The following is a 13,297-nucleotide window of genomic DNA, read 5'->3' as shown; positions in this document are numbered from 1 at the left end:
TTGTGCTAAACAGTGAGAGACATAAAACGAGGAGGACAATATGTTAATTGTGAAGAAATTCGGCGGCAGCTCAGTCGCCGACAAGGAGAGGATCTTCAACGTGGCAAAGCGCTGTGTTGAGGATTATCAGAAGGGCAATGACGTGGTTGTGGTGCTTTCCGCCATGGGAAAGACAACCGACGGCCTGATCGCACAGGCTCATGATATCAATCCCAATCCGCCGAAGCGTGAGCTGGACATGCTTCTTGTGACGGGGGAACAGATGTCCGTGGCTTATATGGCCATGGCGCTGGCTTCCATGGGAATTCCGGCGGTTTCCTTAAATGCATTCCAGGTGGCAATGCATACCACCTCAGCCTACACCAATGCAAGGCTGAAACGCATTGACACGGAGCGGATCCGCAACGAGCTGGATGCAAAGAAGATCGTCATTGTGACCGGTTTCCAGGGTGTAAACCGTCATGATGATTTCACGACCCTCGGCCGCGGCGGCTCCGACACCACGGCAGTGGCACTGGCAGCGGCTCTTCACGCAGATGCCTGCGAGATCTACACCGATGTGGAAGGCGTTTACACGGCAGATCCGAGAGTTGTGCCCAACGCGAGAAAAATGAGTGAGGTTACCTACGATGAGATGCTGGAATTTGCATCCCTCGGAGCAAAGGTGCTTCATAACCGTTCTGTGGAAATGGCAAAAAGATACGGCGTACAGCTTGTTGTGCGCTCCAGCTTGAATTATGCGGAAGGAACCGTTGTTAAGGAGGAAACAAAAATGGAAAAAATGATCGTAAGCGGTGTCGCTTCAGATTTAAATACTGCCAGAATTTCAGTTATCGGTGTGAAGGATGAGCCCGGTATCGCCTTTAAGCTGTTCAATTACCTGGCTGCAAAGAATATTAACATCGATATCATCCTGCAGTCCGTAGCCCGTGACGGCAGACGTGATATTGCCTTCACCGTGCCGAAGACCGAGCTTCACGAGGCGCTGGCTATCATTGAGGAGCATAAGGATGCGTTTACGGCCAACTCCTTCAAGTACGATGAGCATGTGGCAAAGGTATCTATCATCGGTGCCGGCATGACCTCCAACCCCGGTGTGGCTGCCAAGATGTTCGAGGCTCTTTACGGAGCAAACATCAACATCCAGATGATCTCCACCTCTGAGATCCGCATCACTGTTCTCATCGACGAGAATGATGTGACCCGTGCCATGAGAGCAATCCATGACAAGTTTGACTTGGGCGAGGACTGATGTCTTTTGAATGACCGAAGTACAGAACAGACCTTATACAGGCTGGGGCTGGCGGCTATCCTGGTGGTAGCCGCCGCCGCATTTTTTATCAAAGTATTTGAGATCCCCCTCGGAGGCCCTCTTCTGGCCTGTCCGCTGTATTCCCTGACCGGACTTTTCTGTCCCGGCTGCGGCGGAACGAGAGCCCTTCGTCTGCTCTTCGAGGGAAGGATCCTTGCGAGTGTGATCTGCCACCCCTTTGTATTATACGGAGTGGCCGTTTTTAGTGCCTTTATGATAAGCCATACTCTGAGAATTTTGACCCGGGGGAAAATAAAGGGGTTTGCTTATCGGCATATTTATATTAAAATAGCAGTAGCGCTTTTAATCCTGAATGTCCTTGTGAAGAATCTGGCGTGGCTTATCTGGCATGTCGATCTGATCCAGTGGGCATCCGGGCATTTTTGATCAGTTGGAGGAATGATTGTTTCATGGATATCATAAAGACCCTTTCGGAGGAGCTTCACATCAAACGGAGTCAGGCGGAGGCGGCGGTTTCCCTCATCGACGAGGGAAATACCATTCCCTTTATCGCCCGTTACCGGAAAGAAATGACGGGCTCCTTAAACGATGAGGTACTCAGAAATCTGGATGAACGGCTGAAATACCTTCGGAATCTGGAGGAGAAAAAAGCACAGGTTCTGGAGACCATAGAGGCCCAGGGGGCATTGACTGCAGAGCTGAAGGCACAGATCGACGCAGCTGCTACCCTGGTGGCGGTGGAGGATCTGTACCGCCCGTACCGTCCCAAACGGCGCACCAGAGCCACCGTGGCAAAGGAAAAGGGGCTGGAGCCTCTGGCCGATGTGCTGATGCTGCAGATGCTGAAGACGCCGGCCCTTTCCGAGGCAGAGAAGTATATATCGGAAGAAAAAGGGGTGGAGACGGCTGCGGATGCCCTGGCGGGAGCCGGTGATATTCTGGCAGAGCGGATCTCCGACAATGCCTCCTACCGGACCTGGATCCGGGAGAAGACCGTTCAGCTGGGCATGATCAAATCCCAGGGAAAGAGTGAGGAACAATCGGTCTACGAGATGTATTATAATTATGAGGAGCCGGTGAAAAAGGCTGCAGGCCACAGGATCCTGGCGCTGAACCGGGGCGAAAAGGAAAAATTCCTTACGGTGCGCATCGAAGCACCTGAGGCGGAGATCCTTACCTATCTGGAGCGGCAGATCCTTGTCCGGGATAATCCGAACACGACTCCGGTCCTGAAAGAGATCATTGCCGACAGCTATGAGCGGCTCATCGCTCCGGCCATCGAACGGGAGATCCGGAGCAGCCTGACGGAAACAGCAGAGGCGGGAGCAGTCCATGTATTCGGCAAGAATCTGGAGCAGCTTCTCATGCAGCCGCCCATTGTGGGACAGGTGGTGCTGGGATGGGATCCGGCCTTTCGGACCGGGTGCAAGCTGGCCGTGGTGGACGCCACCGGCAAGGTATTGGATACCGTGGTGATCTATCCCACGGCGCCTCAGAATAAGGTGGCCGAGGCGAAGGCCGTGGTCAAGCGGCTCATAAAGAAATACGGGATCACGCTGATCTCCGTGGGCAACGGAACGGCCTCCCGGGAATCGGAGCAGATCATTGCAGAGCTTCTGCGGGAGATCCCGGAAAAGGTTCAGTATATTATTGTAAGTGAAGCGGGAGCTTCCGTGTACTCTGCCAGCAAGCTGGCCACCGAGGAATTTCCTGATTTTGATGTGGCACAGAGAAGTGCGGTGTCCATTGCCAGAAGGCTTCAGGATCCGCTGGCGGAGCTTGTCAAGATCGATCCCAAGTCCATCGGCGTCGGCCAGTACCAGCATGACATGAACCAGAAGAATCTGGATGAGGCGCTGACGGCTGTGGTGGAGGACTGCGTAAATAAGGTAGGCGTGGACTTAAATACGGCCTCCGCCTCCCTCCTTGAATATATTTCCGGCATTTCAAAGACAGTGGCCAAAAATATTGTGGCCTACCGGGAGGAAAACGGCCGGTTTGAGGACAGAAAGGAGCTCCTCAAGGTGGCAAAACTGGGCCCCAAGGCTTATGAACAGTGCGCGGGCTTCATGCGGATCCAGGGAGGAAAAAATCCGCTGGACGCAACGGCAGTCCATCCGGAGAGCTACCGGGCAGCGGACGCCCTGCTTTCCAGACTGGGCTTTGATAAAGAGCAGCTGGCTTCGGGAGGGATCAACGGTATCAGTAAAAAGGTGAGCCGGCCGGAGAAGCTGGCGCAGGAGCTGGGAATCGGCGAGATCACCCTGAAGGATATTTTGAAGGAGCTGGAGAAGCCGGCCAGAGATCCGAGAGACGAGATGCCCAAGCCCATTCTCCGGACGGACGTGATGGATATGAAGGATTTAAAGCCCGGCATGATCCTCAAGGGAACGGTGCGCAACGTCATTGATTTCGGTGTCTTTGTGGATATCGGCGTCCATCAGGACGGACTGGTCCACATTTCCCAGATCTGCGACCGCTATATCAAGCATCCTCTGGAGGCGGTCAGCGTCGGCGATGTGGTTGAGGTACAGGTCATGAGCGTGGATCCCGGCAGAAAACGGATCCAGCTCACCATGAAGATACAGTAACGGAGGCAGATAGATGGAACATAAAACATTTACCACAAAAACAGAAGCCAAGGATCTGTTCCGGTTTCAGATCTATCACACCTATTTCGGAGTTACAGGAGTCCTTCTGGGACTGCTGGCGGTGCTTGCCACTGGGGATCTGATCGGTAACTTTACGGAAATGTCGACGGGGACGAAGGTCATCTGCATCCTTCTGGTGGCATGGGCGGTCGTTCTGAACCCGGTCAACCTGTATTTTAAGGCAAAAAAGCAGGCGAAGACCGTGGAGCTTTTTAAAAATCCCATCGACACGGAAATCACAGAAGAGGGAATTTCCATGAGCCAGGGAGAGAACGGCGGTCTGGTGGAGTGGAAGGATGTCACAAAAATCGTGATCCTTAAAAACCTGGTGATCTTTTATCTCGGCAAGGTCAGAGCTCATCTCCTTCCTCTGGAGCAGCTGGGCGAAGCGGATGCCGATGAGGCGGTGGAGCTGATCAAAAAGTACGGCGTTGGGAAGAAGATCGTAAATAAGAGAAAAAAGCGGAGGAAATAGTCATGGAGGTTCAGACCACCGTGTGGGAGACAAACCGTCCGGAGGAGACATTTGACCTTGGAAAACGGTTGGGGGAAGCAGCAAAGCCGGGAGACATCTACTGTCTGGACGGGGATCTCGGCGTGGGAAAGACTGTTTTTACCCAGGGATTTGCGGCCGGACTTGCCATCACGGAACCGGTGAACAGCCCTACCTTCACCATTGTTCAGGTCTATGAGGAAGGGAGGCTTCCGTTGTACCATTTTGATGTGTACCGGATCGGGGATCCGGAGGAAATGGACGAGATCGGCTATGAGGATTATTTCTTCGGCAACGGCGTGAGCCTCATCGAATGGGCTTCCCTGATCGATGAGCTGCTTCCGGAGAACGCAGCCCGGATCCTCATAGAAAAGGATGTGGAACAGGGCTTTGATTATCGCAGAATAACGGTTAGGAGCAGTTATGAAAATATTAGGGATTGAAAGTGCGTCCCTGACGGCCTCAGCGGCCATCTGGGAGGACGATTTGCTGACGGCAGAGTACACAGTCAATTACAAAAAGACCCATTCCCAGACTCTGCTTCCCATGATCGATGAGATCGTAACAATGACGGAAACGGATCTGGAAACTCTGGATGCCATCGCGGTGTCCGGCGGCCCCGGCTCCTTCACGGGCCTTCGGATCGGATCGGCAACAGCCAAGGGGCTGGGACTGGCCCTTCAAAAGCCGCTGATCCATGTGCCGACTCTGGATGCCATGGCCTACGAGCATTTCGGCACGGACCGGGTCATCTGCCCCATGCTGGATGCCAGAAGGAGCCAGGTATACTGCGGCCTTTACGAGCATCATGACGAGTTTAAGGTGCTGAAGCCGCAGGCTGCGCTGGGACTTTCGGAGATTATGGAGGAGATCAATACCCTGGGGCGTCCCGTGGTCTTCCTGGGCGACGGAGTACCGGTGGGAAAAGAGATCATCCGGGAGAAGTGCCGTGTGCCCTACGTGTTCGCACCATCCTTTGCGGCAAGACAGCGGGCAGGCGCAGTGGCAGCCCTGGGTGCCGTCTATTTCCGGGAAGGAAAGACTGAGACGGCCGCAGAGCATGGACCGGAATATCTGCGTATGTCCCAGGCAGAACGGGAAATGGCGGAACGGAAAAAACGGGAGGCAGAGACACCGTGAGCGGGAATAGAACCCGGGACGAGGGGAAGGCTGTAAATGGGAAGGACCGGATCGCGATCCGCCCCCTTTGTCCGGGGGATGGATCGGCAGTGGCGGCTCTCGAACAGCAGATCTTCGGTACGCCCTGGTCGGAAAAGACTGTGGCTGATTCCATTGAACAGGCAAACCGGTGCCTGACGGACCGGGAAGGGACAACAGGGGCAGCCTGGGGGGCCTTCGGAGCCTTCGAAGGCGGCGTACTTTTCGGCTATTTCTTTTCGGCGGCGGCAGCCGGGGAGGGAGAGCTCCACCGAATCGCCGTGGCGCCGGAGAAGCGGAGGCTGGGCCTTGGCGACGCGCTGATGGAGCGGTTCCTTGACTGGCTTTCGGAAAACGGGGCCGGGACTGCTTTTCTCGAAGTGCGCTCCGGCAACGATGCGGCCGTTTCTCTGTATGAAAAGCACGGCTTTTCGGAGATCGGGCGCCGGAGAAATTATTACAAAAATCCATGCGAGGATGCTCGTATTTTTCAATACCTGTGACAGAAGGAAAGGCTGTGAAGCAATGACAGAACAGGAATATACGATCTGCAACGGCTGCGGAAATCAGGTAAAAACAGGCGGTGCACCACCTTACGCGGAGGGACTTTCGGTGACGAAGACCTGGGGATATTTCTCCGGAAAGGACGGGGAGCGACACCGTTTTTTCCTGTGTGAAGAATGTTATGACCGGCTGACGAAAACCTTTGCCGTGCCGGTGGAAATAGAAGAGGAAACAGAACTTTTGTAAACAGAGAGGAATTATCATGCTTGATGTATGTTTGCTGGGAACCGGCGGAATGATGCCTCTTCCCTATCGGTGGCTCACATCCCTGATGACAAGATGCGAGGGAAGCCATCTGCTCATTGACTGCGGAGAGGGAACCCAGATCGCACTGAAGAAGAAGGGATGGAGCGCCAAGCCCATCGATGTGATCTGCTTTACCCATTACCACGCTGACCATATCAGCGGTCTTCCGGGACTTTTGCTGACCATGGGCAATGCGGAGCGGACGGAGCCCCTTCTGATGATCGGTCCCAAGGGGCTGGAGCGGGTGGTGACAGCCCTCCGGACCATTGCGCCCGAGCTTCCCTTCTCCATCGAATTTCTGGAGCTTTCCGAGAAGGAGCAGGAGATCCGGACGGGGCCCTATACGATCCATGCCTTTAAGGTGAACCACAATATTCCCTGCTACGGTTACTCGGTTTCTCTGCCGAGAGCAGGAAAATTTCAGGTGGAAAAGGCGCAGGCACTGAATCTGCCGGTCCGTTACTGGGGAATCCTCCAGCGGGGGGAGACCGTGGAGCTTGACGGACAGATCTATACGCCGGATATGGTCATGGGGCAGGCCCGAAAAGGGATCAAGGTCACCTATTGCACGGATACACGCCCCCTTCCCGTCATATCGAAGGAAGCGGAGGACGCGGACCTTTTCATCTGTGAGGGCATGTACGGGGATAAGGAAAAGGCAGCCAAGGCCAGAGAAAACAAGCATATGACCATGTATGAGGCAGCGCGCCTGGCGCGGGATGCAGATACAAAGGAGCTTTGGCTGACCCATTACAGCCCGTCCCTGGCATGGCCGGAGGACTATATGGGTGAGGTGCGGAAGATCTTCCCACGGGCCATTGCGGCAAAGGACGGTCAGTCGGTGGAGCTTCGTTTTGAGGATGAGGAATAGAGCATGAAGACAGAGGAAAAAGAAGTGAAAGATGTTTATATTCTTGCCATTGAAAGCTCCTGTGACGAGACAGCAGCCGCTGTGGTAAAGAATGGCCGGGAGGTCTTATCCAATGTGATCTCCTCCCAGATCGCGCTGCACACCCTGTATGGCGGCGTGGTGCCGGAAATCGCATCGAGAAAGCATATTGAGAAGATCAATCAGGTCATCGAAGCGGCCCTTTCGGAGGCGGGAATGACTCTGGATGAGATGACAGCCATCGGAGTGACCTACGGCCCCGGCCTGGTGGGCGCTCTTTTAGTGGGCGTTTCGGCGGCAAAGGCCATCGCCTATGCAAAGAAGCTGCCGTTGATCGGCGTTCATCATATTGAGGGCCACGTCAGCGCCAACTTCATTGAGAACAAGGAACTGGAGCCGCCGTTTCTGTGCCTGATCGTGTCCGGCGGACATACCCATCTGGTGATCATGAAGGATTACGGAGAGTTTGAGATCATCGGGCGCACCAGGGACGACGCGGCAGGAGAGGCCTTCGACAAGGTGGCAAGAGCCATCGGCCTCGGCTACCCCGGCGGACCGAAGATCGACAAGGCGGCCAGAGAGGGAAATCCCCATGCCATGGAATTTCCGAGAGCTAAAATTGAGGGCTGTCCTTACGATTTCAGCTTCAGCGGCTTGAAATCAGCGGTACTCAATTATCTCAACCATGAGAAAATGATGGGAGTCGAGGTGAACCGGAACGATCTGGCGGCCTCCTTCCAGAATGCGGTGGTGGAAGCGCTGGTGAGCCGTACCATTTTGGCAGCAAGGGAATACGGAATCCATGACGTGGTCATTGCCGGAGGCGTTGCCTCCAATTCAGCACTGCGCGCTGCCATGGCAGCGGCCTGTGAGAAGGAGGACTTCCGGTTCTATCATCCGTCGCCCATTCTCTGCACGGACAATGCAGCCATGATCGGAGCGGCAGCTTATTACGAATACAGGAAAGGGGTCCAAAGCGGCTGGGATCTCAACGCTGTTCCCAATCTGAAGCTGGGAGAACGGTGAGAACGCCTGTAAGGATGAAACAGAAACGGGGGATGCCGATGGAATACGGAAAGGTAACTGCCATTGTACTGGCAGCAGGAAAGGGAAGCCGGATGGGAAGCCAGGTGCCGAAGCAGTATCTGACTCTTCTGGGCCACGAGGTCCTTTATTATTCTCTGAAGGCTTTCGAGGAGAGCATCGTGGACCAGGTGGTTCTTGTGACAGGAGCCGGTGATATCGACTATTGTCGGAGCGAACTGGTGGAAAAGTACGGATTTTCCAAGGTAAAAAAGATCATTGCCGGGGGCGCAGAGCGGTACGATTCTGTTTACATGGGATTGAAAGCGGCAGCCCCCTGTGATTATGTGCTGATCCATGACGGCGCCCGCCCCATGGTGACGCCGGAGATCATCTCCCAGGTTCTGGAAGGGGCAATTGCCTGCGGAAGCTGTACCACGGCGGTGCCGGTGAAGGATACCATCAAGATCGCCGATGCAGAAGACATGGCTGTCGACACGCCGGAACGGCGGGGCCTCTGGGCCATCCATACGCCCCAGGGCTTTTCCTATGAGGTGATTCTGGAAGCTCATGAGAGATTCCGGCAGGGAGCATACCGGATCCCTGTGACCGACGACACCATGATGGCGGAGATCTTCCTGCGCAAGCGGGCAAAGCTTGTGAAGGGCAGTTATCGGAACATCAAGGTGACAACGCCGGAGGATATGGAGATCGCGGAAGTCTTCCTGAAAAAACAGGAGGCGGGCAGGTAAGGATGATCTGATCTGCCGGGAAGCGGAGGCAGGTTGCACAAGCTTGTGTGCGGGAGCTGCTGGTCTGCCGCAGGCTCTATAGCATGTTGCACATGCAACGAAAAGCTATCACCAAAGTAACTGTTAGCCAGTGTAGATGAGATAGGCTGTACTCTTGTAATATGGAGGAATGATGACATGAAAAAATTAGGCGTTTTGGTATTGATTGCTTTGCTCTCTTTGAATCTGATTGGCTGTGGAGGAAAAAATGCAAAGGAGGAGCCACAGACGGAAGCGGCTGTGGAGGAGAAAGAAGAACAGAAAAAGGAAGCGCAGGAAACAAAGGGTAAAGAAACACAAAAGGTTGAAACGCAAACGGAAGAGCCGAAGGAAGTGGAGACCACGGAAGCCGAGGTGGCGGACAAAGAAGAAGCGGTACTTTTGGATACGGAGAATGTGAAGATCACTTATGCCAGCAGCATGATCTGTAACTGGGACATTGAAAATGAGTTCTCGTTTTACTTCGATGTAGAGAACCGTATGGAAAAGGAGCTGACGATAACTGCAACGGAATTTGTGCTGGATGGCTATACCATATGGAGCGGATATCTGTCTTTTGCGGCGGAAGCTTCTTCTACAACAAATGATTTTATCGGATATGCAGATCACGATTATCAGGGAGAGCCTGAATATAACGAATGGCTGAAACAGGAAAGTGAAAAGGGAGTGCGGGAACTGAACATTACGCTGGCTGTGACAGATGAAGATGGAAATCAGATCGAAGAGCCGTTGTCCGTGATCATTGATGTGAAAAACGGAACAGTTATAAAGTAAGCTCAAGTATATGATAGCAGAAACAATTCCGGGGCACCTTCCGTATGGAGGGTGCCCCGGGTAATTAATACGCAAATAATCAACTTGATTACTCTCTTCCGTCCCAGCAGTAGGTGCAAAGCTTGCTTCTGTCGATGCCGACGGAATCCATCATATCGTCCAGACGATGGTAACGCAGGGAGGTGAAGTCCAGTTTCTCGCCGATACGCCGCACCATTTCCTGATACTCGCTGCTTTCCGGATCGGTGTAGACATCCAGGTGGGCGAATTTGTCATTCCCCTCCATCTCTTTGATGACCTGTCTTGTGATCAGATCCATTTCTGAAGAGGAACGGGAGAAATTCAGATATTTACAGCCGAAAATCAACGGCGGGCATGCAGGACGGATGTGAACCTCCTTTGCGCCGCTCTGATACAGGAACTGAGTGGTTTCCCGCATCTGGGTTCCGCGGACGATCGAATCGTCGATGAGCAGAAGCTTCCGGTCCTGAATCAGATCGTGCACAGGGATCAGCTTCATTTTCGCGATCAGGTTCCGCTGGGTCTGCATGGTAGGCATAAAAGAGCGAGGCCAGGTAGGAGTATATTTAATGAAGGGACGGGAAAAAGGAATCCCGGATTCATTGGCGTAACCGATGGCGTGAGCGGTACCGGAATCGGGCACGCCTGCCACAATATCAGGCGTTACATTATCGCGCTTGGCAAGCTGGGCGCCGCAGTTATAGCGCATCTGCTCAACGCTGATTCCCTCGTAGGAAGAGGACGGATAGCCGTAATACACCCAGAGGAAGGTGCAGATCTTCATGTCCTTTCCCGGCTGTACAAGAGTTTTGACATATTCCGGAGTGATGACAACGATCTCGCCGGGGCCCAGCTCCTTATAATCGGTGTAACCAAGATTCAGATAGGCAAAGCTTTCAAAGGCGGCGCAGAACGCATCCTCCTTTTTTCCGATAGCGACAGGAGTACGTCCCATTTTGTCTCTGGCGGCATAAATACCCTTGGGAGTCATAATGAGCATGGTCAGGGAACCGTCGATCAGTTCCTGAGCATACTGGATACCCTCGATCAGATTCTCCTTCTGATTGATCATCGTTGCAACCAGCTCGGTAGCATTGATGAGGCCGCCGCTCATCTCAAAGAAATGGGAGTGAGAAGACTGCAGAAGCTTCTCAGCAATGGCGTCTGCATTATTGATCTTACCGACAGTGGTAATGGCATAAGTTCCGTGGTGAGAACGAATCAGAAGCGGCTGCGGCTCATAATCGGAAATGCAGCCGATTCCCAGGTTGCCCCGCATGGAATTGGCGTCGTGGTCAAATTTCGTACGGAACGGTGAATTTTCTATATTGTGGATGGCACGGTCAAAGCCCTTTTCTTTATCATAAGTAACCATGCCGGCACGCCTTGTCCCAAGGTGGGAATGATAGTCAGTGCCAAAGAATAAATCGAAAACGCAGTCGCTTTTGGAAGCGACACCAAAGAAACCACCCATAGTTCATCCTCCGAAGTGTAATCTGAAAAGTGTATGAGTTATAAAACCAGTAACAGTATACTAGAAACAGGGGGGAATCTGCAAGAGGGAAATGGATTTCCTTTATTATATAAAGAAAATCCCCGATTCGGGATAATTTTTCTGCAGTATTCTTCGATTTAACTATTGACAGGAAGAGAAACAAGTGATAGAATAAATTTCGCGCGTGTGAAAGCGATCAGATGGATTTGAATAAAATCAAAAAAAGTAAAGGCTTCCTATTGACAAGACCTTTCTGGTGTAGTAAAATGTTCAAGCACACTTTTGGAGAGGTATCGAAGTGGTCATAACGAGGCGGTCTTGAAAACCGTTTGTCCGCAAGGGCGCGTGGGTTCGAATCCCACCCTCTCCGCGCAAAGAAAAAGAGAAAATTATGATTCAGGCACATGGAGAAGTACCCAAGCTGGCTGAAGGGGCTCCCCTGGAAAGGGAGTAGGTCGTTAATAGCGGCGCGAGGGTTCAAATCCCTCCTTCTCCGTTCGATCGAAAGATCGAAGCACCTTGATAACTGAACAGTATATTCCAACCCCTGAAAATTCGATACAGGCTTTTGGAGCACGAAGTGCTTCGGCAAGTTGATGGGCGTCGGGCGTGCTTGCACGTTGAGACGCACAGCAAATTGACGAAAAATACGTCAGTATTTCAAAAGCCAACGAAAGCGAAAGAAGCTTTGCTTCTTGAGCTTAGTTGAGAAAATTCAGAGAACAACCTTTAAGTAAAGTAAACGGGATAAAAGGAAAAGCTAGAGCTTATCTTTGAACCGAGGACAAAATCTAAACATGAGAGTTTGATCCTGGCTCAGGATGAACGCTGGCGGCGTGCTTAACACATGCAAGTCGAGCGAAGCACTTAAGTGAATTCTTTCGGGATGAAGCTTATTTGACTGAGCGGCGGACGGGTGAGTAACGCGTGGGTAACCTGCCTCATACAGGGGAATAACAGTTAGAAATGACTGCTAATGCCGCATAAGCGCACACTACCGCATGGTAGAGTGTGAAAAACTCCGGTGGTATGAGATGGACCCGCGTCTGATTAGCTAGTTGGTGAGGTAACGGCCCACCAAGGCGACGATCAGTAGCCGACCTGAGAGGGTGACCGGCCACATTGGGACTGAGACACGGCCCAAACTCCTACGGGAGGCAGCAGTGGGGAATATTGCACAATGGGGGAAACCCTGATGCAGCGACGCCGCGTGGGTGAAGAAGTATTTCGGTATGTAAAGCCCTATCAGCAGGGAAGAAAATGACAGTACCTGACTAAGAAGCCCCGGCTAACTACGTGCCAGCAGCCGCGGTAATACGTAGGGGGCAAGCGTTATCCGGATTTACTGGGTGTAAAGGGAGCGTAGGTGGCCTGGCAAGCCAGAAGTGAAAACCCGGGGCTTAACCCCGTGGATTGCTTTTGGAACTGTTAGGCTTGAGTGCAGGAGGGGCAGGCGGAATTCCTGGTGTAGCGGTGAAATGCGTAGATATCAGGAGGAACACCGGTGGCGAAGGCGGCCTGCTGGACTGTAACTGACACTGAGGCTCGAAAGCGTGGGGAGCAAACAGGATTAGATACCCTGGTAGTCCACGCCGTAAACGATGAATACTAGGTGTCGGGGAGCAAAGCTCTTCGGTGCCGCAGCAAACGCAATAAGTATTCCACCTGGGGAGTACGTTCGCAAGAATGAAACTCAAAGGAATTGACGGGGACCCGCACAAGCGGTGGAGCATGTGGTTTAATTCGAAGCAACGCGAAGAACCTTACCAAGTCTTGACATCCCGATGACCGGAACATAACCGTTCCTTCTCTTCGGAGCATTGGAGACAGGTGGTGCATGGTTGTCGTCAGCTCGTGTCGTGAGATGTTGGGTTAAGTCCCGCAACGAGCGCAACCCTTGTCCTTAGTAGCCAGCGGTA

13 protein-coding genes, 2 tRNA genes and 1 rRNA gene are annotated in these 13,297 nt (G+C 52.9%); 15 read left to right on the top strand and 1 reads right to left on the bottom strand.

What is annotated here, in order from left to right; genetic code table 11:
- Nucleotides 1–40: 40 nt before the first annotated feature.
- From QJ036_RS08540 to QJ036_RS08485, 12 genes are all read left to right on the top strand, one after another.
- Entirely contained in the window at nucleotides 41–1,252 is a 1,212-nt protein-coding gene (locus QJ036_RS08540) for an aspartate kinase (RefSeq protein WP_283230968.1), read from the top strand.
- 6 nt (nucleotides 1,253–1,258) lie between these two features.
- Complete coding sequence (locus tag QJ036_RS08535; protein ID WP_283230967.1) at nucleotides 1,259–1,699, top strand: DUF2752 domain-containing protein; 441 nt, start codon at nucleotides 1,259–1,261, stop codon at nucleotides 1,697–1,699.
- 23 nt (nucleotides 1,700–1,722) lie between these two features.
- Nucleotides 1,723–3,864: a Tex family protein gene (locus QJ036_RS08530; protein ID WP_283230966.1), complete on the top strand. Its 2,142-nt coding sequence runs from the start codon at nucleotides 1,723–1,725 to the stop codon at nucleotides 3,862–3,864.
- A gap of 13 nt (nucleotides 3,865–3,877) precedes the next feature.
- Nucleotides 3,878–4,399 (top strand): YcxB family protein, encoded by a 522-nt coding sequence (locus tag QJ036_RS08525; protein WP_283230965.1) that lies wholly within the window; start codon nucleotides 3,878–3,880, stop codon nucleotides 4,397–4,399.
- Between the two features lie 2 nt (nucleotides 4,400–4,401).
- Entirely contained in the window at nucleotides 4,402–4,860 is a 459-nt protein-coding gene (gene tsaE / locus QJ036_RS08520; RefSeq protein WP_283230964.1) for a tRNA (adenosine(37)-N6)-threonylcarbamoyltransferase complex ATPase subunit type 1 TsaE, read from the top strand.
- Nucleotides 4,841–5,557, top strand: a complete 717-nt coding sequence (tsaB, locus tag QJ036_RS08515; protein ID WP_283230963.1) for a tRNA (adenosine(37)-N6)-threonylcarbamoyltransferase complex dimerization subunit type 1 TsaB — start codon at nucleotides 4,841–4,843, stop codon at nucleotides 5,555–5,557. The genes tsaE and tsaB overlap by 20 nt, the downstream gene beginning before the upstream one ends.
- On the top strand, nucleotides 5,554–6,078 hold the full coding sequence (gene rimI, locus QJ036_RS08510; protein ID WP_283230962.1) for a ribosomal protein S18-alanine N-acetyltransferase: 525 nt from the start codon (nucleotides 5,554–5,556) through the stop codon (nucleotides 6,076–6,078). The genes tsaB and rimI overlap by 4 nt, the downstream gene beginning before the upstream one ends.
- Before the next feature lie 22 nt (nucleotides 6,079–6,100).
- Nucleotides 6,101–6,325: a hypothetical protein gene (locus QJ036_RS08505; RefSeq protein ID WP_283230961.1), complete on the top strand. Its 225-nt coding sequence runs from the start codon at nucleotides 6,101–6,103 to the stop codon at nucleotides 6,323–6,325.
- 16 nt (nucleotides 6,326–6,341) lie between these two features.
- Nucleotides 6,342–7,256, top strand: coding sequence for a ribonuclease Z (locus tag QJ036_RS08500; protein WP_283230960.1), 915 nt, complete (start codon nucleotides 6,342–6,344; stop codon nucleotides 7,254–7,256).
- A 3-nt stretch (nucleotides 7,257–7,259) separates the two neighbouring features.
- Entirely contained in the window at nucleotides 7,260–8,300 is a 1,041-nt protein-coding gene (gene tsaD, locus QJ036_RS08495; RefSeq protein ID WP_283230959.1) for a tRNA (adenosine(37)-N6)-threonylcarbamoyltransferase complex transferase subunit TsaD, read from the top strand.
- 38 nt (nucleotides 8,301–8,338) lie between these two features.
- Nucleotides 8,339–9,049 carry a 2-C-methyl-D-erythritol 4-phosphate cytidylyltransferase gene (gene ispD, locus QJ036_RS08490; protein WP_283230958.1) on the top strand — a complete coding sequence of 237 codons (711 nt, stop codon included), beginning with the start codon at nucleotides 8,339–8,341 and terminating at the stop codon, nucleotides 9,047–9,049.
- A gap of 177 nt (nucleotides 9,050–9,226) precedes the next feature.
- Nucleotides 9,227–9,862, top strand: coding sequence for a hypothetical protein (locus QJ036_RS08485; RefSeq protein WP_283230957.1), 636 nt, complete (start codon nucleotides 9,227–9,229; stop codon nucleotides 9,860–9,862).
- A gap of 88 nt (nucleotides 9,863–9,950) precedes the next feature.
- Here the strand turns inward: QJ036_RS08485 and QJ036_RS08480 are convergent, their stop codons facing one another.
- Complete coding sequence (locus QJ036_RS08480; RefSeq protein WP_283230956.1) at nucleotides 9,951–11,357, bottom strand: amidophosphoribosyltransferase; 1,407 nt, start codon at nucleotides 11,355–11,357, stop codon at nucleotides 9,951–9,953.
- A 305-nt stretch (nucleotides 11,358–11,662) separates the two neighbouring features.
- On the opposite strand from QJ036_RS08480, the gene QJ036_RS08475 reads away from it, so the two are divergent.
- From QJ036_RS08475 to QJ036_RS08465, 3 genes are all read left to right on the top strand, one after another.
- Nucleotides 11,663–11,748, top strand: a tRNA-Ser gene (locus tag QJ036_RS08475).
- 36 nt (nucleotides 11,749–11,784) lie between these two features.
- Nucleotides 11,785–11,874 (top strand) — tRNA-Ser (locus tag QJ036_RS08470).
- 297 nt (nucleotides 11,875–12,171) lie between these two features.
- Nucleotides 12,172–13,297: ribosomal RNA gene (locus QJ036_RS08465) — 16S ribosomal RNA — on the top strand; the annotation flags it as partial.

The sequence above is a fragment of the Fusibacillus kribbianus genome (assembly GCF_030053595.1).
GTDB lineage: Bacteria > Bacillota > Clostridia > Lachnospirales > Lachnospiraceae > Lientehia > Lientehia kribbiana.
Note: the sequence above shows the minus strand (reverse complement) of the source record. Positions and strands in the feature narration are given on the sequence as shown.